At 71.8% G+C, this 19,685-nt stretch carries 20 protein-coding genes; 9 read left to right on the top strand and 11 right to left on the bottom strand.

Annotated features, from left to right (window positions below):
• Positions 1-4 precede the first annotated feature (4 nt).
• Complete coding sequence (locus tag KZQ38_RS17675) at positions 5-916, top strand: ABC transporter ATP-binding protein (RefSeq protein ID WP_219443198.1); 912 nt, start codon at positions 5-7, stop codon at positions 914-916.
• Complete coding sequence (locus KZQ38_RS17670) at positions 913-2,109, top strand: ABC transporter permease (protein ID WP_219443197.1); 1,197 nt, start codon at positions 913-915, stop codon at positions 2,107-2,109. The genes KZQ38_RS17675 and KZQ38_RS17670 overlap by 4 nt, the downstream gene beginning before the upstream one ends.
• Before the next feature lie 38 nt (positions 2,110-2,147).
• Here the strand turns inward: KZQ38_RS17670 and KZQ38_RS17665 are convergent, their stop codons facing one another.
• The 4 genes from KZQ38_RS17665 to KZQ38_RS17650 all read right to left on the bottom strand — a co-directional run bounded on the left by KZQ38_RS17665 (position 2,148) and on the right by KZQ38_RS17650 (position 6,745).
• Positions 2,148-3,419 carry a cryptochrome/photolyase family protein gene (locus tag KZQ38_RS17665; RefSeq protein ID WP_219443196.1) on the bottom strand — a complete coding sequence of 424 codons (1,272 nt, stop codon included), beginning with the start codon at positions 3,417-3,419 and terminating at the stop codon, positions 2,148-2,150.
• A gap of 207 nt (positions 3,420-3,626) precedes the next feature.
• On the bottom strand, positions 3,627-4,940 hold the full coding sequence (locus KZQ38_RS17660) for a citrate synthase (protein ID WP_219443195.1): 1,314 nt from the start codon (positions 4,938-4,940) through the stop codon (positions 3,627-3,629).
• Between the two features lie 270 nt (positions 4,941-5,210).
• Positions 5,211-6,149 (bottom strand): carbohydrate kinase family protein, encoded by a 939-nt coding sequence (locus KZQ38_RS17655; RefSeq protein ID WP_219443194.1) that lies wholly within the window; start codon positions 6,147-6,149, stop codon positions 5,211-5,213.
• Positions 6,146-6,745 (bottom strand): TetR/AcrR family transcriptional regulator, encoded by a 600-nt coding sequence (locus tag KZQ38_RS17650; RefSeq protein WP_219443193.1) that lies wholly within the window; start codon positions 6,743-6,745, stop codon positions 6,146-6,148. Before KZQ38_RS17650 ends, KZQ38_RS17655 begins: the two co-directional genes overlap by 4 nt.
• A gap of 108 nt (positions 6,746-6,853) precedes the next feature.
• On the opposite strand from KZQ38_RS17650, the gene KZQ38_RS17645 reads away from it, so the two are divergent.
• Positions 6,854-7,996 (top strand): acyl-CoA dehydrogenase family protein, encoded by a 1,143-nt coding sequence (locus tag KZQ38_RS17645; protein ID WP_219443192.1) that lies wholly within the window; start codon positions 6,854-6,856, stop codon positions 7,994-7,996.
• 55 nt (positions 7,997-8,051) lie between these two features.
• Here KZQ38_RS17645 and KZQ38_RS17640 read toward each other — a convergent pair whose 3' ends face one another.
• From KZQ38_RS17640 to KZQ38_RS17625, 4 genes are all read right to left on the bottom strand, one after another.
• Entirely contained in the window at positions 8,052-9,245 is a 1,194-nt protein-coding gene (locus KZQ38_RS17640) for an amidohydrolase (RefSeq protein ID WP_219443191.1), read from the bottom strand.
• 19 nt (positions 9,246-9,264) lie between these two features.
• A complete protein-coding gene (locus KZQ38_RS17635) occupies positions 9,265-10,146 on the bottom strand; it encodes an aldose 1-epimerase family protein (RefSeq protein ID WP_219443190.1) in 882 nt (293 codons plus the stop codon).
• Between the two features lie 67 nt (positions 10,147-10,213).
• Positions 10,214-11,596, bottom strand: coding sequence for an APC family permease (locus KZQ38_RS17630; protein ID WP_219443189.1), 1,383 nt, complete (start codon positions 11,594-11,596; stop codon positions 10,214-10,216).
• Positions 11,597-11,615: 19 nt separating this feature from the next.
• Positions 11,616-11,852 carry a hypothetical protein gene (locus KZQ38_RS17625; RefSeq protein WP_219443188.1) on the bottom strand — a complete coding sequence of 79 codons (237 nt, stop codon included), beginning with the start codon at positions 11,850-11,852 and terminating at the stop codon, positions 11,616-11,618.
• 95 nt (positions 11,853-11,947) lie between these two features.
• Here KZQ38_RS17625 and KZQ38_RS17620 point away from each other — a divergent pair, with 95 nt between their 5' ends.
• The gene (locus KZQ38_RS17620; protein WP_219443187.1) at positions 11,948-12,790 is read left to right on the top strand and encodes a helix-turn-helix domain-containing protein; all 843 of its coding nucleotides are present in this window, start codon (positions 11,948-11,950) and stop codon (positions 12,788-12,790) included.
• 12 nt (positions 12,791-12,802) lie between these two features.
• Positions 12,803-12,967: a DUF397 domain-containing protein gene (locus KZQ38_RS17615; RefSeq protein ID WP_219443186.1), complete on the top strand. Its 165-nt coding sequence runs from the start codon at positions 12,803-12,805 to the stop codon at positions 12,965-12,967.
• On the opposite strand, the gene KZQ38_RS17610 is transcribed toward KZQ38_RS17615, so the two are convergent.
• On the bottom strand, positions 12,915-14,201 hold the full coding sequence (locus KZQ38_RS17610) for an MFS transporter (protein WP_219443185.1): 1,287 nt from the start codon (positions 14,199-14,201) through the stop codon (positions 12,915-12,917). The two genes, KZQ38_RS17615 and KZQ38_RS17610, sit on opposite strands and share 53 nt — an antisense overlap.
• 52 nt (positions 14,202-14,253) lie before the next feature.
• Positions 14,254-14,910: a pyridoxamine 5'-phosphate oxidase gene (gene pdxH / locus KZQ38_RS17605; RefSeq protein ID WP_219443539.1), complete on the bottom strand. Its 657-nt coding sequence runs from the start codon at positions 14,908-14,910 to the stop codon at positions 14,254-14,256.
• A 646-nt stretch (positions 14,911-15,556) separates the two neighbouring features.
• On the opposite strand from pdxH, the gene KZQ38_RS17600 reads away from it, so the two are divergent.
• The 4 genes from KZQ38_RS17600 to KZQ38_RS17585 all read left to right on the top strand — a co-directional run bounded on the left by KZQ38_RS17600 (position 15,557) and on the right by KZQ38_RS17585 (position 19,422).
• A complete protein-coding gene (locus tag KZQ38_RS17600) occupies positions 15,557-16,672 on the top strand; it encodes a citrate synthase 2 (protein ID WP_219443184.1) in 1,116 nt (371 codons plus the stop codon).
• A gap of 128 nt (positions 16,673-16,800) precedes the next feature.
• Entirely contained in the window at positions 16,801-17,934 is a 1,134-nt protein-coding gene (gene serC, locus KZQ38_RS17595) for a phosphoserine transaminase (RefSeq protein WP_219443183.1), read from the top strand.
• Positions 17,935-18,156: 222 nt separating this feature from the next.
• A complete protein-coding gene (gene sepH, locus KZQ38_RS17590) occupies positions 18,157-19,032 on the top strand; it encodes a septation protein SepH (RefSeq protein ID WP_219443182.1) in 876 nt (291 codons plus the stop codon).
• A 51-nt stretch (positions 19,033-19,083) separates the two neighbouring features.
• Complete coding sequence (locus KZQ38_RS17585; RefSeq protein WP_308258455.1) at positions 19,084-19,422, top strand: hypothetical protein; 339 nt, start codon at positions 19,084-19,086, stop codon at positions 19,420-19,422.
• Here KZQ38_RS17585 and KZQ38_RS17580 read toward each other — a convergent pair whose 3' ends face one another.
• Positions 19,423-19,656: a hypothetical protein gene (locus tag KZQ38_RS17580; protein ID WP_308258454.1), complete on the bottom strand. Its 234-nt coding sequence runs from the start codon at positions 19,654-19,656 to the stop codon at positions 19,423-19,425.
• Positions 19,657-19,685 lie beyond the last annotated feature (29 nt).

Here is a 19,685-nt window from a genome sequence, read left to right as displayed (position 1 = left end):
GACCGTGGCACAGGGCGTGCTGGAGATCGACCGGGTCTCCAAGCGCTACGGCGATGTCGTCGCGTTGCGCGACATGGCCTTCGACGTCCGCGCCGGCGAGCTGTTCGGTTTCGTCGGCAGCAACGGCGCGGGCAAGACCACCACCATGCGGATCGCCCTCGGCGTGCTCGCGGCCGACGCGGGCGAGGTGCGCTGGAACGGCGCTCCGGTCACCCTGGAGACGCGTCGGCGGATCGGCTACATGCCCGAGGAACGCGGCCTCTACCCGAAGATGAAGGTGCTCGACCAGCTCGTGTACCTGGCCGAGCTGCACGGCATGTCCACCGACGACGCCCACCGCTCGGCGGAGAACTGGATCACCCGCCTCGGGTTGCGCGACCGGCGCGGCGACGAGGTGCAGAAGCTCAGCCTCGGCAACCAGCAGCGCGTGCAGCTCGCGGCGGCCCTGGTGCACGAGCCGGACGTGCTGGTGCTGGACGAGCCGTTCTCCGGCCTGGACCCGGTGGCGGTGGACGTGATGAGCCAGGTGCTGCGCGAGACCGCGGCGACCGGCGTGCCCGTGGTGTTCTCCAGCCACCAGCTCGACCTGGTGGAGCGGTTGTGCGACCGGGTCGGCATCGTGCGCGGCGGTTCGCTGGTCGCGTGCGGCACGGTCGACGAGCTGCGCTCGTCCGGCGCGGTGCGGCTGGTCGTGGACGCGCCCGGCGCGCCGCCCGGCTGGGCCGACGCCGTGCCGGGCGCGCACGTGGTGTCCGTGACCGGGACGCGCACCGTCGTGGAACTCGGGCCGGACGCCGACGACCAGGCCGTGCTGCGTGCCGCGCTGGCCGTCGCGCCGGTCCGCGAGTTCACCCGGCAGCGGCCGACGCTCGCCGAACTGTTCCGCAGCGTGGTGACCGAGGAGCGCGAGGCATGAGCGGACTGTCCCCGAGCCGGGCGGTGTTCCTGGTGGCCCGGCGCGAGTTCACCAGCCGGGTGCGCACCAGGTCGTTCGTGATCAGCACGGTGGTCGTCCTCGCGTTGATGGGCGGTTTCGTGTTGTTCCAGGCGTTGCTGCTGGACAACGCGAGCCGCGACACGGTCGCGCTCAACGGCCAGGCGACCGTGCTCGCCGAGCCGCTGCGGCAGACCGCGGAGTCGTTCGGGCGCGACATCGAGACCGTGGACGTCACCGACGTCGCCGCCGCCGAGCGGCAGGTGCGTGACGGCGAGGTGTCCGCGCTGGTGACCGGCGCGCCGGACGCGTTGCGCGTGGTGGTGAAGGAACGGCTCAACGACGACCTGCGCAACTCGATCGACCTGATCGTCAAGCAGCAGGTGCTCAACGCGCAGCTGGCCGAGGTGGGCTTGAACCCGGCGGACGTGGCGCGCAACGTCGACCGGGCGAAGGTCGACGTGGTGGCGCTGGAGCCGGCCGACCCCCAGCGCGGTGAGCGCCTGGTCGTCGGTGTGGTGATCGCCGCGCTGCTGTACTACTCGCTGCTGGTGTACGGGACGATGGTCGCGCAGGGCGTGGTGGAGGAGAAGTCCAGCCGGGTCGTGGAGATCCTGCTGTCCACGCTGCGGCCGTGGCACCTGCTGCTGGGCAAGGTGATCGGCCTCGGTCTGGTGGGGCTGGTGCAGCTCGTGCTGATCGGCGGTGTCGGGTTGGGCTTGGCCGCGGTGTCCGGTGTGGTCGCGCTGCCGGGTGTCGCGGGTGGTGCGCTGGCCGTGGGCGTCCTGTGGTACCTGTTGGGATTCTTCCTGTACGCCACGGTGTTCGCGGCGGCGGCGTCCCTCGTGCCGCGGCAGGAGGAACTCCAGTCGGTGATCACGCCGATCAGCATGGCCATCGTGGTGGTGTTCGTGGTCGGCATCAACCTGATGGTGCAGGACGGGTCGGACACCCTGGTGGCGGTGCTGTCCGTGCTGCCGCCGTTCTCCCCGATCATGATGCCGGGCCGGATGGCGCTGGGCGTCGCGCCGCTGTGGCAGGTGCTGCTGGCGCTGGTGCTGGCGCTGCTGGCCGTCGCCGCGATCACGTGGCTGGGCGGCAAGGTGTACGCGAACGCCGTGCTGCGCACGGGAACCCGCGTGAAGCTCCGCGAAGTCCTCACCACCCGCCACTGACACCGACCGGTCCGTCCACAGCGGACGGTGCGGCTGCCTCAACCGCGGATCGCCTCGTAGCGGGCCAGGGCGATCCGGCGTTCGTGGGCGTGGTCGACGATCGGGTTCGCGGGCCGGTGCACCGCGCGGCCGGGAACGTGGCGCAGTTCGGGGACGTGGCGGCGCACGTAGTCGCCGTCCGGGTCGAACTTCTCGCCCTGCGTCACGGGGTTGAAGACGCGGAAGTAAGGTGCCGCGTCGGTGCCCGTGCCGGCCACCCACTGCCAGTTGTGCTGGTTGGACGCGAGGTCGCCGTCCACGAGGTGCTTCATGAAGTGCCGCGCGCCCCACCACCACGGCAGGTGCAGGTCCTTCACCAGGAAGCTGGCCACCACCATCCGCACCCGGTTGTGCATCCAGCCCTCGGTGAGGAGTTGCCGCATCCCGGCGTCCACGAACGGGAACCCGGTGCGCCCCGCGCACCACGCCCGGAACCGCTCCCGGTCGTGGTCGAGTTCCACGCGGTCGAACCGGCGGTCCAGGTTGCGGCGGGCCGATTCCGGGCGGTGCCACAGCACGTCGGCGTAGAACTCGCGCCACGCCAGCTCCGACCGGTACGCGCGCGAGCCCGCGTCGCCGCCGAGGTCGGCGAGCAACGTCCGCGGGTGCACCACGCCCCACCGCAGGTACGCGGACATGCGGCTGGTGCCGTTCCGGTCCGGCCGGTCCCGGTCGCGGGCGTAGTCGGGCAGCCGCTCGTCGCGGAACGCCGCCCACTCCGCCGCGGCGTCCGCCAGCCCCTCGCCCGGCGGCAGCGGCTCGGACTCGGGCGGCTCTATCCAGTCCACTGTGGACTCGTCGGTCGCGGCGGGTGGCCGCCACCCGTGCTCCTGCCACGCCCGGGAGAACGGCGTGAACACCCGGTACGGCGTGCCGTCGGGTTTGCGCACCCGGCCCGGCGCGACGGCGTACGGCGACCCGGCCCGCACCAGCTCGACCGCGTCCGCAACCGCGGCATCCCGCTCCCGCCCGTACGGCCCGAAGTCCGCCGACACGTGGACCGCCGACGCCCCAACGGTTCTCGCGACCCGCGGCACCACCTCGGCCGGGTCGCCGGTGACCACCATCAGCCGCCCGCCGAGCCGTTCGTCCAGGGTGCGCAGGCAGCGGAACAGGAAGTCGACGCGCGGGCGGCCCGCGACGTCGAGCAGCCGGGGGTCGAGCACGTACAGGGCGAGCGCCTGCCGCGCGCGGTCGGCGGCGGCGGCCAGCGCGGGGTGGTCGGCCACCCGCAGGTCGCGGCGGAACCAGACCACGGTCGTAGAGTCCACGCCGCCGACCCTAGGAGCGCACGCACCAGCCCGCACGACATCGGGTGGTTATCTTTCAGGCAGGCTCCCTGATAGATAACCACGCAGACCCAGCGCGGACGGCCGACCCGGACAGCTAATTATCAGGCAGGCTCCCTGAAAGATAACGACAAAGGCCCGTACCCCCTCGCGGCGAGGGGCACGGGCCTCGGGATTGCCGGTACGGCGTCAGCGCTGCTCGACGGGCACGAAGTCGCGCTGCGGCGAGCCCACGTAGACCTGGCGCGGGCGGCCGATCTTGGTGGCCGGGTCCTGGATCATCTCGCGCCAGTGCGCGATCCAGCCGGGCAGGCGGCCCAGCGCGAACAGGACGGTGAAGAACTTCGTCGGGAAGCCCATCGCCCGGTAGATCAGGCCGGTGTAGAAGTCGACGTTCGGGTACAGCTTGCGCTCCACGAAGTAGTCGTCCGCGAGCGCGGTCTCCTCCAGCTTCTTGGCGATGTCCAGGAGCTGGTCGTCGGCGCCGAGCTTGCCGAGGATCTCGTCCGCGGTCTTCTTGATGATCGCGGCACGCGGGTCGTAGTTCTTGTAGACCCGGTGGCCGAAGCCCATCAGGCGGACGCCGTCCTCCTTGTTCTTCACCTTGCGCACGAACGCCTCGACGTCGCCGCCGTCGGCCTTGATCTTCTCCAGCATCTCCAGCACCGCGCTGTTCGCGCCGCCGTGCAGCGGGCCGAACAGGGCGTTGATGCCGGCGGAGATGGAGGCGAACAGGTTGGCCTCCGAGGAGCCGACCAGGCGCACGGTCGAGGTGGAGCAGTTCTGCTCGTGGTCGGCGTGCAGCACGAACAGCAGGTCCAGCGCGCGGACCAGGTCGGGGTCCACGTCGTACGGCTCGGCGGGGAAGCCGAACGTCATGCGCAGGAAGTTCTCCACCAGGCCCAGCGAGTTGTCCGGGTAGAGGAACGGCTGGCCGACCGACTTCTTGTACGCGTAGGCCGCGATGGTCGGCACCTTGGCCAGCAGGCGGATCGTGGAGATCTCCACCTGGTTGGCGTCGAACGGGCTGAGGCTGTCCTGGTAGAAGGTGGACAGCGCCGACACCGCGGAGGACAGCACCGGCATCGGGTGCGCGTCACGCGGGAAGCCGTCGAAGAACCGCTTGAGGTCCTCGTGCAGCAGCGTGTGGCGGTTGATCTTGGACGAGAACTCGTCGAGCTGCGCCCGGGTCGGCAGCTCGCCGTAGATCAGCAGGTAGCTGACCTCCAGGAAGTTGGACTTCGCGGCGAGCTGTTCGATCGGGTAACCGCGGTAGCGCAGGATCCCCGCGTCACCGTCGATGTAGGTGATCTCGGACGAACAGGACGCGGTGTTGACGAACCCGCTGTCCAGGGTGACCAGTCCGGTGGTGGCGAGGAGCTTGCCGAGATCGATGCCGGGCGCACCCTCGGTGGCCGGCACTACCTTCATCTCGTGCTCTCCGCCCTGATGGCGCAGCGCGACGGTACGGGTGTCGTTCGGCGCAGTCGTCGCGTCGGGCATTCAGAGTCCCTCTCACGCTAGGGCGGGGTGGCCTGGTGCGGGTACTCGCACGCGCGCAAGCGGAGGCCATGGGCTCTCCGCACCGCAGCACCACCCCGTTGGGGTCCTGTCAGTTGTGGCCACGCTAGTCGGCGGGCGACCCGCTACACAGCCGCGGCGTGAACCGATTCTGCGAGGTGGGACCGGCATCACACTGGATGCACGGGTGGCTAGCGCGCCTCCCCACCGTAGCCGTTTTGCCGCGTTCCTCCACCTCAACGCGGGTGAGAGCTAGGTCATCCCCGGCTCGCGTTTGAATGGCGGTTCCGCTCCCGCGCGCGAGCAGGTAATGGCCGCGGCGGCGCCCGCCCAGGACAGCGCGGCGGTCCAGCGGGCGGTGTCGAGGCCGCGCACGGCGTCGGCGGAGAGCGCGTCGTGGTCGTGCAGCCAGGCGAGCAACGCGCCGTGCACCGTGTCGCCCGCCCCGATCGTGTCAACGACGTTCACCCGGACCGGTGGGACACGGATCACCTCGCCGCCGGCGGTCACCACGGCCAACCCGTCCGAGCCGAGCGTGAGCACGACGGCCGCGGGTCCCGCCGCCCGCCAGTCGCGCACGACGTCCAGCACGGCGTCCTCGGGCGCGTCGGCGGGCAGGTCGGCCAGCCACCGCGCGTCGTCCGCGGACACCTTCAGCAGACCCACGTGCGGCAGCCACGAGGCGTACCGGTCGCGGTAGGCGAGCGGGTCGTGGATCAGTCCGGGTCGGACGTTCGGGTCGAGCACGGTCAGCGCGCCGCGCCGGGATTCCCGCCACAGCACGCGTTCGTACGCACTCGCACCCGGCTCCAGGACGAGGGAGAGCGTGCCGAACGACACGGCGCGCACGGACGGCGGCAGCGGACCCGGGTCGGTGACGAGCCGGTCGGCCGTGCCCTCCACGTAGAACGAGTACCGCGCCGAGCCGTCGTCGCCGAGCCCGACCACGGCGAGCGTCGTCGGCTCCGGTCCGCGCTGCACGAGGTCCGTCCCGACGTTCGCCGCGTGCAGCCGGTCCAGCAGCCGGTCGCCGAACAGGTCGGTGGAGACGCGGGACAGGAACTCGACCGGCGCGTCCAGCCGCCCGGCGGCCACGGCCGCGTTGTACGGCCCGCCGCCGAGCCGGGGCGCGAGGTCGCCGCCCGCCGTGGGCACGAGGTCGACCAGGGCTTCACCCGCGATGACGATCACGTCCGGCTCCGTTCCCTGCGCAGGCCGTCGAGCAGCAGCTCACCGAGCGCGGTGAACGCCTCCGCGTCCGACACGCCGGCCCGACGGGTGAGCACGCCGGTCTGGATGCCCTCGATGAGCAGTCCCGCCATCTCCGCCACCAGGGTGGCGTGGACCTCGCGGAACACACCGCTCTGCACACCGTCCTGGATGAACGAGCGGATGCGCTCGGCCGCCGCACGCGCGTTGCGCTCGTAGGTGGACCGTGTCGGGGCGTACGCCGACACGTCCGCGATGAACTGCGCGGACGCCCGACGCAGCTCCTCCGCCGCGCCCGTGAGGTACGTGTCGATGCGGTCGCGGACGTCGGCGACACCGGCCACCCGCTGCTCGATCCGCTCCGCCGCGCCCTTGAAGTACCGGCCCACGACGCGCACGGCGAGCTGTTCCTTGCTGGTCGCCAGCGCGTAGAGGGTGGACTTGGAGCAACGCAGGCGTGCGGCCAGGTCGTCCAGCGTGAAGTGCGCGAACCCCTCCGCCAGCACCAGCGCCTCCAGCTTGGCGAGCAGGTCGACCTGCCGGGGCGTGAGCGGTCTGCGCGCGATCGAGGAGGTCATGGGACGACTCTGTCACAGCCCCTGGCGATGATACTGGAGTACGTCCTACAGTACAGCTGACAGTACGCTCCCGTCGATCGACGGCACCGGCCGTCGCGGAGGTCGAAGATGCCCGCCGAGCGCCTGCTGCCCACGACCGAAGCCGAGGACCTGCTGGACCTGGTCCGGGAGATCGCCCGCGCCGAACTGGCACCGCACGCCGCGGCGGCCGAGGAGGACGCGCGGTTCCCGCGCGAGACCTTCCGCCTGCTCGGCAAGAGCGGCCTGCTGGGCCTGCCGTACCCGGAGCGGTTCGGCGGCGGCGAGCAGCCGTACGAGGTGTACCTCCAGGCGCTCGAAGAGGTGGCGGGCGCGTGGATGTCCGTGGGCGTCGGCCTGTCCGTGCACGTCATGTCGACCTACGCGCTGGCCACGTTCGGCACGGAGGAGCAGCAGGAGCGCTGGCTGCCGGACGTGCTGGGGGGCGACCTGCTCGGCGGGTACGCGTTGTCCGAGGCGCACGCGGGTTCCGACGCGGGCGCGTTGTCCACGCGTGCCAAGCGCGAGGGTGACAAGTACGTCGTCAACGGCACGAAGGCGTGGATCACGCACGCGGGGGTGGCCGACTTCTACACGCTCATGGCCCGCACGGCGGACACGGGCGGCAGGGGCGTGAGCTGCTTCCTCGCGCCCGGTGCGGCGGACGGTCTGTCGGCCGCGTCGCCCGAGCGCAAGATGGGCCTCACCGGGTCGATCACCGCGCAGCTCCGGTTCGAGGACGTGGCGCTGGACGCCGACCGGCTCATCGGCGCGGAGGGCGACGGGCTGAAGATCGCCTTGTCCGCGTTGGACTCCGGGCGGCTCGGCATCTCGGCGTGCGCGGTCGGCCTGGCGCAGGCGGCGCTGGACGAGGCTGTGGCGTACGCGAAGCAGCGCACCCAGTTCGGCCGGGCGATCATCGACTTCCAGGGCCTGGAGTTCCTGCTGGCGGACATGGCGGCGGCGGTCGAGTCGGCTCGCGCCACGTACCTGGCGGCGGCCCGCCGGCGTGACCGCGGCCTGCCGTTCACGCGGCAGGCGGCGATCGCGAAGCTGGTGTGCACGGACGCCGCGATGAAGGTCACCACGGACGCCGTGCAGGTGTTGGGCGGCGCGGGCTACACCCGCGACTTCCCGGTGGAGCGGTACATGCGCGAGGCGAAGGTGCTCCAGATCTTCGAGGGCACCAACCAGATCCAGCGCCTGGTGATCGGGCGCGAGCTGCGGCGGTGACCCGGGGCCGGGCGGTCGGCGGAAGGGGGAACTCGACCACCGACCGCCCGGGGTCTCAGGGTTCCCGGTGGTACGGGTCCTCGACGACGCCCTCGCCGTCCTCGTACCGGTAGACCTCGCGGCCCTCCACGAAGACGCGCAGGGCGCGGCTCATCACGTCCAGCGGGTCGCCGGACCACACCACCACGTCGCCGTCCAGGCCGGGCGTCAGCGAGCCGACGCGGTCCGCCAGGCCCATGATGCGGGCCGGGTTCGCGGTGAGGGCCGCGAGCGCCACGTCGCGGTCCAGCCCCTCCTTCACGGCCAGCGTCGCCTGGTGCACCAGGAAGTTGATCGGCACCACCGGGTGGTCGGTGGTGATGGCGATCTCCACGCCCGCCCGCGCCAGCACGCCGGGCGTGTGCAGCGACCGGTTCCGGACCTCCACCTTGGACCGCGACGTGAACAGCGGCCCGATCACGACCGGCACGTTCCGCTCGGCGAGTAGGTCCGCGACCAGGTGGCCCTCGGTGCCGTGGTTGACGATCAGCCGGTAGCCGAACTCGTCGGCGAGCCGCAGCGCGGTCGCGATGTCGTCGGCGCGGTGGCAGTGCTGGCACCACGGCAGGGTGCCGTCGAGCACCTGGGACAGCACCTCCAGCGTGTTGTCCCGCTCGAACGGGCCGTCGGCGGCGGCCTTGCGGGCGACGTAGTCCTGGGTCTTGGTGAACGCGTCGCGGATGACGGCCGCGACGCCCTGCCGCGTGGACGGCAGCTTCTTCTGCTCGCCGTAGACGCGCTTGGGGTTCTCCCCGAGGGCGCTCTTGACGCTGACCGGCTCGCGCACCAGCATCTCGTCCGCGGTGCGGCCCCAGCACTTCACGGCGACGGTCCGGCCGCCGATGACGTTGCCCGAGCCGGGTTTGATCACGGCCGTGGTGACGCCGCCCATGAGCGCGTCGGCGAAACCGACGTCGGCCGGGTTGAGGGCGTCCAGCGCACGCAGCCGGGCACCGTTCGGGTCGGTCATCTCGTTGGTGTCCTGACCCGCCCAGCCCTCGCCCTCCTCGTGCACGCCGAGGTGGGCGTGGGCCTCCACGAAACCGGGCAGCACCCAGCCGCCCGCCGCGTCCACGACCCGGAAGCCCGGCGGCACGACGACGTCCGCGCCGACCTCCGCGATCTTGCCGTCCCGGACCAGGACCGTGCCGTTCTCGATGGGCGTCCCCGAGATCGGGACGACGTAACCGCCAGTGATCGCCACGTTCATGTTTAGCGACGCTAACAACCTAGTCGAGCGGACGCAAACCCCACCTGCCGGACCACGCGTCGCCGGGCTCCAGCCAGAGCAGGTCGACACCCGAGTTGAGCGCGTCCGGCGGGCACGTCATCGGCTCGACGGCCACCGCGCGACCCCGGCCCGGGAAGTCGTCCGGCGTGTACACCTGGACCCACCTGAAGTCCGGGTCCGCCCACACCTCGACCCCGCCACCCGGGCCCCGCAACACGTGCCTGACCAGGCCGTCCACTGGTTCGCAGCCGCCGAACGGCGTGTCCAGACGGACACCGGCGAGCAGGCGCGCCACGCGGAAGTCCCGCTCGCCCGCGACCGGTGCCGCCGGGCCGGACGGGACCATGGTCACCGGGTCCAGCGGCAGCTCGGTGGTCGCCGCCAGCGACAGCGCGGTCTCGTCCGTCGCGGAGTGCCCGGCTCGCGGGTAGGGGTGCGTGCCGACGCCGAACGGGGTCCGTTCCGCGCCCACGTTGTGCACACCGTGCGTGACGGTCAGTCCTTCGTCGTCCACCGCGTACGTGATGGTGGTGCGCAGCTCGACCGGCCAGCCCGCGCCGGTCACCGGCGTCGCCAGGGTGACGTGCGCGGCGGCGTGCTCGACGACGTCCCACGTCGTGCGCCGGACCAGCCCGTGGATGGCGTTGCCGCGCGCGGGTTCGGTGACGTCGAGCCGCTGCTCCCGGCCGGCCAGGGCCCAGCGCGCACCCGCCGTGCGGTTGGGCCACGGCACCAGCACCGCGCCGCTGCCCATCGGCGGTGCGTCGTGGTAGGTCTCGACGTACGGCACGCCGGCGACCTCGAACGACTTCAGCCCCGCGCCGGTCGGGGCGATGACGGCGCGCGCCGCGCCGCGGGCGATCTCCAGCACGTCACCCATCCTGGCACCGCGCGGCGGCGCGTGGTGGACCGATCGAACGGAGTCCACCGTTCTTCCCGCCGTCCACTCAGGACGGTTCGTCGGACAGCTTCGCGGCGTCGTAGTCCACCTTGCCGTGCATGACGCGGTTGACCACCCACAGCACCAGGCCGGCGGCCAGCAGGTAGAGGGCGATCAGGTAGTCGTCGACGGGGCGGCCGGACAGCGGGCTGGCCAGGTACGCGCACGTGATCGCGCCGAGCACCGGCACCCACGTGGGCGCGCGGAAGTGCTCGTGGTCGACCGGGTCCTTGCGCAGCACCAGGACCGCGATGTTGACGAGGGTGAACACGCCCAGCAGCAGCAACGCCGTCGTGCCGCCGAGCCGGGCGATGTCGGTGGTGCACACCAGCACCACCGCCACGCCGCTGGTGAAGACGATCGAGATCCACGGCGTGCGGCGGAACGGGTGGACCGTGCCGAACACCGCGGGGATGATCCGCTCCCGCGACATGCCGTAGACCAGGCGGCTCGCCATGAGCATGTTGATCAACGCCGAGTTGATCACGGCGAACAGGCCGATCAGCGAGAACACCCACAGCGGGAAGCCGGGCGCGCCGACCTCGACCACGCGCAGCAGCGCGGAGCTGCCGGACGCGGCGAGTTCGTCGGCCGGGATGAGCAGCGACGAGGCGATCGCGACCAGGACGTAGACCGTCGCCGCGACGACCATGCCCCAGAGCATCGCGCGCGGGAAGATCCGCACCGGGTCGCGGCACTCCTCCGCCATGTTCACCGAGTCCTCGAAGCCGACCATCGCGAAGAACGCCAGCGCCGTCGCGGACGTGACGGCGACCAGGACCGACTGGTCGGGCGCGGGGTCGATCTGCGTGAGGCGGCTCGCGTCGCCGGCGCCGACCGCCACCGCGTACCCGCCGATGGCGATCACGATGAGCAGGCCGGACAGCTCGATGCAGGTCAGCACCACGTTGGCCTTGACCGACTCGGACACGCCGCGGAAGTTGACCGCGCCCAGGCCGACGATGAACAGGACCGCGACCAGCGTCGCGGAGACCGTGAAGGTGTCGGAGAAGAACTCGCGGACGATCGCGTCCAGGTAGGTGCGCCCGAACGCCAGCGCCGCCGAGGAGGCCGACGTGATCCCGGAACTCATGACCGCGAAGGCGACCATGAAGGTCAGGAACTGGACCTTGAACGCCCGGTTGGCGTACAGCGCCGCGCCCGCCGCGCGCGGGTACTTGCCGACCAGTTCGAGGTAGCTGAACGCGGTCAGGAAGGCCACCGCGAACGCGATCAGGAAGGGCAGCCACAGCGCGCCGCCGATCTTGCCGGCGACGTTGCCGGTCAACGCGTAGATGCCCGTGCCGAGGATGTCGCCGACCACGAAGAAGAGCAGCAACTTCGGCCCGATGGCCCGCTTCAGCTCCGGTGCGCTCGTCGCTTCCGCCATGCCCCAGCAGTGTGCCGGATCACTCCGGGCCGTGCCCGTTCGAGGCGACCCTCAGGTCGTCATCGGCACACACGACAGCCTCCGCCAGCGCCGCCCGGAACGCCGCGACCTGCTGCCGTTCGAGGCGGATGCAGTCGGCTCCGTCCGGCAGGTGCAACTCGACCGCGCCGAGCGTCACCCCCATCTCGAACACGCGGCCGCGATTCCCGTCGCACGGCAACACCCAGTCCCGCTTGATCTCCGGTGCTTGGTCCATGGAATAGAGTTTGCAGCGCTTCAATTCCAGCAGCAATGACACCATCAGGTGATCGCCCTGGTGAACACCACGGGGCCGGCCCTAACGTGTCCGCCGTGGCACGCCGCGCCGGACGCTCGGTCCGCTCCCGACGACTCGCCCACGCGCTCCGCAGGCTGCGGAACGCCTCCGGTTGGACCACGGACGGCGCGGGTGAGGCGGTCGGCATGTCCGGCAGCAAGATCAGCCGCATCGAGACCTCCGAGATCGGCGTCTACCTGGACGACCTGGAGAAGCTGCTGGACCTCTACGGGGTCTCCCGGAGGCAGCGGGTGGACCTCCTCGACCTCGCCCGCCACGCCGAACAACGAGGACTGCTCCGGATCAACAACTCGAACCTGCCGGGCGAGGACTGGCACACGTGGGCGGACTTCGAGGAGGAAGCCAACGGGCTGCTGTTCTACGAACCCCTGATGATCCCCGGCCTGCTCCAGACCACCGAGTACGCCCGCGAGATCATCACCGCGACCGGCCACGACCTGTCCGTCGACGAGGTCGAAGCCCTGGTCGGCAGCCGCAAGGCCCGCCAGGGGAAGCTGACCCGCGCCGCACCGCTGAAGCTGCACGCGATCATCGAGCAGGGCGCGGTGGAACGCGACTTCGGCGGTCCCGGCGCGCACGCCCGGCAGATCCGACACCTGCTGGACACCGCGGAACTGCCCAACGTCGTGGTCCAGGTCCTGCCCGCCGACGCTGGCCTGCACGCGGCGATGAGCGGCGCGTTCGTGATCCTGGAGTACGACGACGAAGCCGGCCTCGTGCTGCTGGAGAACAAGGTTTCCAGCGTTTTCCTGGACGAGCCGGAGCAGATCGAGGTCTTCGACGCCACGTGGTCGCAACTCCTCCACCAGGCACTCACCCCGGAGGAAACGGCGGAGTACCTCAAGCGCCTGGCGTGAAATCATCACGCCATGACCCTGTGGCGCAAAAGCTCTCGGAGTGCGAGCAGTGCGAACTGCGTCGAAGTCGCCTACGACGGCGACCGCGTCCACACCCGCGACTCCAAGCACCCCGGCCCGACGCTCAACCTCCCGACGACGGCGTGGGGGAGGTTTGTGCGACGGGTTCAGGGGTGAAGCGGTAGCGCCAGACGGCGGGGATGAGGAGGGCGGCCACGGCCGTGGCGACCACGACGCCCAGTCCGCCCCACGCGCTGGCCGCGCCGGGGCCGATGGCGGCGCCCGCCGTGCCGTGCGCCAGGTCCGCCAGGCGCGGCCCGCCGGCGACCACCACGACGAACACGCCCTGCATCCGGCCGCGCATCTCGTCGGTCGACGCCGTTTGCAAGATCGCGCTGCGGAACACCAGGCTGACCATGTCGGCCGCACCGCCGATCGCCAGGAACACCACCGCCGACCACAGCGTGGGCGACAGGCCGAACCCGATCATCGCCACGCCCCACGCCACGACCGACAGCACGACGCCGACGCCGTGCCGGTGCACCCGCGACGTCCACCCGGACACCAGGCCGCACAGCATCGCGCCGAGCGGGATCGCGGCGAACAGCCAACCCAGGGCCAGGCCGCCGCCGGGCGGGTCGCCGAACGTCGTCTCCGCCATCTCCGGGAACAACGCGCGCGGCATCCCGAACACCATCGCGATGATGTCCAGCAGGAACGACGCCAGCAGCAGCTTCTGCACCGCCAGGTACCGGAACCCGTCGACGACGTCCTTGATCCCCGCCCGCCGCACGACCCCGTCCAGCGGCGGCAGGGGTGGCAGCTTCCACACCGCCCAGATGGTGACCGTCAACGCCACCGAGTCGACCAGGTACAGGGTCGCGATGCCGACCACGGGCATCAACGCGCCCGCCAGCATCGGGCCGAACACGCCGCCGAACATCATCACCGTCGAACCCAGCGCGGTGGCCGCGGGCACCTGGTCGGCGGGCACCAGGCGGGCGATGGACGCGGTCCGCGCGGGCGAGTTCGCGGCGAAGAACACCTGCTGCAAGCCGAGCAGGGCGATGACCAGCCAGACGTTGCGCACGTCGAGCGCGGCCTGCACCCACAGCAGCACGGACGTGACGGCGATGCCGATGTTGGTGACCACCATCAGCTTCCGCCGGTCGACCACGTCCGCGACCGCGCCGCCCCACACCCCGAACACCAGCAGCGGCACCAGGGCGACGCCCGCGGAGACACCCACCCAGCCCGACGAGCCGGTGATGTCGTAGACCTGCTTCGGCACGGCGACCGCCGTCAACTGGCTGCCGATGGCGGTCACGACGGTCGACGTCCACAGCCGCCGGTACGCCACGACCTGCAACGGGCGGGTGTCGATGGCGACCTTGCCCAGCAGTCTCCTCACTCCGGTTAGCGTACGACAACTAAACGGTCGTGAACCGAGACTTGCGCCACCGCTACGGCGCTACGCGCTGGACCTCCCAGCCGTCCCGACCCAGGCGGAAGCGGAGGCGGTCGTGCATCCGGTCCCGGCGGCCCTGCCAGAACTCGACCTCCTCGGGGCGGATGCGCCAGCCGCCCCAGTGCGGCGGCACCGGCACGCGCTCGGCGTCCGCGAACTGCCGCTCGATCTTGTGCAACGCGCTGTCCAGAGTGGACCGCCCGGTCACCACCCTGGACTGCGGCGACGCCCACGCGCCGAGCTGCGACCCGCGCGGGCGGCTCTCCCAGTAACGCGCCGTCTCCTCGGGACCGACCTTCTCCACGGTGCCCCGCACGTGCGCCTGGCGCTGCATCGCGAACCACGGGAACGTCGCGGACGCGTAGCGGGTGGCCATCAGGTCGTGGCTCTTCGCGGACGTGTAGTTGGTGAAGAACACCAGACCACGCGCGTCGAGCCCCTTGGCGAGCACCGTCCGGGACGACGGCCGGCCGTCCGGGTCGGCGGTGGCCAGCACCATCGCGTTCGGCTCGGGCAGCCCCGCGCCGGTGGCCTGGTCCAGCCACAGCTGCAACTGCTCGTGCCAGGAGGCGGCGAGATCGCCCTCCGTGAGCGAGCCCTGTTCGTAGGACACGCGCATCGACGGCAACGCGATGTTCGTCGTCTCCGACATCCCGAACCTCCCGAGCAGCTTTTCCAGGTGAGGCACTTGTGGCACCTGACGATCCCGCGACCGTACGGGGTTCACCGCCACCCGCGAAACCGCCTGCGCGGTGATGAGCACCACCCCAAACGTGACGGTCGGTGGGACGGCCTTTTCGGAATCGAACACGGGATCGAGTCAGATCATCACTCGTTCCGGGACCCATTGGTCGTCGGTGGTGAAGCGCACGTCCGGCCGTCACCCGCCACCACCGGGAAGCCGTCCGGGAATGCCGCCGCAATGGGTGACGACCAGTCGTGTGATCCGCCGAACCCGGGCCGCTGCGAAGCGTCTCGCACGGTGTGGCGGCGATTCCTCCCGAATCGCGAGAGGCGGGGTGTTCCGCCGGAATCGCGACGCGGAATCCGGCCACCGTTTCCGGCGGCACGACCCGCGGGAGGGCCGCGGTCGCCGGGGCCGCCCGACCGGGGCCGGCACCCGGTCGGGCGCGCCACGCAGGCGTTCCGCCAACCGGAAATTCCACGCCGCTAATTGGAAAACACTGGATCGATTCCTGAATCGTGACCGACGACACGGAAAGGCGTCGTTGCCAGGGGGTCCCCGGGAGAGCAAGCTCGCCCCAACTCTTGAGCCTCGCGGACAAGGAGCGCACAGCGTGGTGCAGCAGACCGAGCAGGACGGCTTCCGACCGGGCCTCGAAGGCGTCGTCGCATTCCGCACCGAGATCGCGGAGCCGGACCGCGACGGTGGCGCGCTGCGCTACCGCGGCGTGGACATCGAGGACCTGGCGGGCAAGGTCACCTTCGGCAACGTGTGGGCGCTCCTGGTGGACGGCCGCTTCGGGCCGGGTCTGCCGCCCGCCGAGCCGTTCCCGATCCCGGTGCACACCGGCGACGTGCGGGTGGACGTGCAGGCGGCGCTGGCCATGGTCGCGCCGATCTGGGGCTACCAGCCGCTGCTCGACATCGCGGACGAGGAAGCCCGCGCGCAGCTCGCCCGCGCCTCGGTGATGGCGTTGTCCTACGCGGCGCAGTCCGCGCGCGGCATCGGGCGGCCCGCGGTGCCGCAGCGGCGCATCGACGAGTGCCGCACCATCACCGAGCGCTTCCTCACCCGCTGGCGCGGTGAACCCGACCCGGCGCACGTGCGGGCGCTCGACGCGTACTGGGTGTCGGCGGCCGAGCACGGCCTCAACGCCTCCACGTTCACCGCTCGCGTGATCGCGTCGACCGGCGCGGACGTGGCGGCGTCGCTGTCCGGCGCGATCGGCGCGATGTCCGGCCCGCTGCACGGCGGCGCGCCGGCCCGCGTGCTGCCGATGATCGAGGAGGCCGAGCGGACCGGCGACGCGCGGGCCGTGGTCAAGGGCATCCTGGACCGGGGCGAGCGGCTGATGGGCTTCGGCCACCGGGTGTACCGGGCGGAGGACCCGCGGGCCCGCGTGCTGCGCCGCACCTGCCAGGAGCTGGGCGCGGCGCGTTACGAGGTGGCGGCGGCGCTGGAGCAGGCCGCGCTCGCCGAGCTGCGGGAACGCCGCCCGGACCGCGCCATCGAGACCAACGTCGAGTTCTGGGCGGCCGTGATCCTGGACTTCGCGCAGGTACCGCCGCACATGATGCCCGCGATGTTCACCTGCGCCCGCACCGCGGGCTGGTCGGCGCACATCCTGGAGCAGAAGCGCACCGGACGGCTCGTGCGCCCGTCCGCGTCGTACGTCGGCCCCGGTCCGCGCAAGCCGTCCGAGGTCGAGGGCTGGGCCGAGATCGCCTGAACCACGCGGCCCGCGCGTGAGCAGCGACACCCGGACGTCACCCGCGGGCCACGCGGCTGCAACACTGTGAACCCCGGCAACGGCGCCGGTGAGGCTGTCCCCCTCCCCCGCGACCGGAGGCTTTCGCGATGACCCAGACCGCCGACCCGACCACCCTGGTCCTCCCCGCCGAGCTGCGCCCGTCCGACGGCCGGTTCGGCTGCGGACCGTCCAAGGTCCGCCCGGAGGCGCTCGCCGCCCTGGCCGCCGAGGGCGCCGCCCTGATGGGCACCTCGCACCGGCAGAAGCCGGTGAAGTCCCTGGTCGGCTCGGTCCGCTCCGGTCTGCGCGAGCTGTTCGCGCTGCCCGAGGGCTACGAGGTGGTCCTGGGCAACGGCGGCACCACGGCGTTCTGGGACGCGGCGGCCTTCGGGCTGGTCCGGGAGCGCGCGCAGCACTTCACCTACGGCGAGTTCTCCGCCAAGTTCGCGAAGGTCACCTCGGACGCGCCGTTCCTCGGCGACTCCGTCGTGGTCAAGGCCGACCCGGGCTCCGCGCCCGAGATCGCCTACGCCGAGGGCACCGACCTGGTCGGCTGGGCGCACAACGAGACCTCCACCGGTGTCGCGGTGCCGGTGTCCCGGCCCGCCGGCTCGGACGGCGCGCTGGTCGCCATCGACGCCACCTCCGGCGCGGGCGGCCTCCCGGTGCGTGCCGAGGACTTCGACGTCTACTACTTCGCGCCGCAGAAGTGCTTCGCCTCCGACGGCGGCCTGTGGATCGCCCTGATGTCGCCCGCCGCGCTGGAGCGGGTCGCGGAGATCGGCGCGTCCGGCCGCTGGGTGCCGGAGTTCCTGTCGCTGACCACGGCGCTGGACAACTCCACCAAGGACCAGACGTACAACACGCCGTCGCTGGCGACGTTGTTCCTGCTGGACGACCAGATCAAGTGGATCCTCGGCAACGGCGGGCTGCCGTGGGCGGTGGAGCGGACCGCCGACTCCTCGTCGCGCCTGTACTCGTGGGCCGAGTCGACCTCCTACACCACGCCGTACGTGGCGGACCCGGCACACCGCTCGCAGGTCGTCGGCACCGTCGACTTCGACGACTCGGTGGACGCGTCGGTGGTGGCCAAGGTGCTGCGCGCCAACGGCGTCGTGGACGTCGAGCCGTACCGCAAGCTCGGCCGCAACCAGCTCCGCGTGGCCATGTTCCCGGCGGTCGAGCCGGCGGACGTGACGACGCTGACCAAGGCCGTCGACTGGGTCGTCTCCCAGCTCTGACCCGTGCCGTGACCGGAGGGCCCCCGACGCGACCTGCGGCGGGGGCCCTCCGCGCTTCGACGATCGTCGAGGTGAACCTTCGCGTAACAGACGTGCGGACACCGTCGACATACGGCAAGATCACGTGAAGATATCGGTGAACACGGCGAGCCTCCCGCGTCAAGGCGGCACGCCGGATTAACGTCGGCACCTGGCGAGGTGAAGTCACACGGGAGGCCAATGATGCGAGCGCTGCGGGTCATCGGGCTCGAAGACGACGGCAAGTCCGTCATCCTAGAGGACCCGGAACGCGGCGAGCGCTTCACGCTGCCCGCGGACGAACGGCTGCGTGCGGCTGCGCGCGGCGACCTCACCCGACTCGGCCAGATCGAGATCGAGGTGGAGAGCCAGATGCGTCCGAAGGAGATCCAGGCGCGGATCCGCGCCGGCGAGTCCGTCGCGCAGGTCGCGGCGGCGGCGGGCATCCCGACGCACCGCGTCGAGCGGTTCGCCTACCCCGTGCTGCTGGAGCGCTCGCGCACCGCGGAGCTGGCGCAGCGCGCGCACCCGGTGCGCGAGGACGGGCCCGACGTGCAGACGCTGGGCGAGGTCGTCGCGCACTCGTTCGGCCTGCGCGGGCAGGACTACACCGACGTCAGCTGGGACTCGTGGCGTGGTGAGGACGGCCGCTGGGTCGTCCAGCTGCACTGGACCGCGGGCCGGTCGGACAACCGGGCGCACTGGGCGTTCCACCCCGGCGCGCACGGCGGCACGGTGACCGCGTTGGACGAGGGCGCCGTGGACCTCATGGACCCGAACCCCAACCGCACGCTGCGCACCGTGCGCCCGGTGACGCAGCTGGCCCGGCAGGCGCTCTCCCTGGAGAAGGCGGCGGAACCGGAGATCCTCGTCCGCGAGGAGCCCCCGCCGCCGCCGGAGCCCAAGGCGGAGCCGAAGCCGAAGGCCGACGCCGAGCCGGTGCCGGCGGCCGAGGAACCCGCCGTGCCCGCGCCCGCGCAGGGCGGGAAGAAGGAGCCGCCGAAGCGCGGCAAGAAGACCCACCCCATCGTGCCGTCCTGGGAGGACGTCCTGCTGGGCGTCCGCTCCAACCGCGGCTGAGCCGTTTGCTCTTCGTGCGCGCCGGGTAACCGTGCGCACATGCTGCGGCGGGTGATCGTCGGTGTGGTGCTGGGCGCGGTGCTCGGCGCGGCCTGGTGGGGCGTGCGCGAGCTGATCGCGTCCGGCGCGGTCTGCTCGAAGGACGACTGGGGCTGCCTGTCCGCGGGCGTGGTGGCCGTCCCGGTCGGCGTCGTGGTCGGGGTGCTGGTCGGGTGGGCGGTGCTCGCCGCGCTGCACGTGACGCGCCCCCTGGGCATGGCCGCGGTCGGCGTCGGGATCGCGGCGGTGCTCGCGCTCGGGACGACGTGGGTCGCTTTCCCCGCGAGCGCCGTGCTCGCCGGCGCGGTCGGGTTCGCCCTCGCCGCGCCCCTGACGGCCCACCGGAACTGATCACGGGGCGGGCACCTCGTCCAGCAGCCGCGGGTCCCAGCCCACGTGCTCGCACCACTCCTCGGCCTCCGCGCGGGACATCGGCCGGGCGTGCTCGGCCCGGCCGCCGAGGGCGTCCCAGCCGTCCGGCGCGAGCACGTGCAACCGCCCGCCCCGCACCGCCAGGAGCCGGCCGCGGGGGAACGCCATGGTCGCCTCGGTACGCAGGTACCGCACGTCCATCTTGACCTCCACCTAGGTAGAGCCTGCATGTTCGTGGTCGG

Source organism: Saccharothrix obliqua (genome assembly GCF_019375475.1).
Lineage (GTDB): Bacteria > Actinomycetota > Actinomycetes > Mycobacteriales > Pseudonocardiaceae > Actinosynnema > Actinosynnema obliqua.
This window is presented reverse-complemented; position numbering and strand designations above follow the sequence as displayed.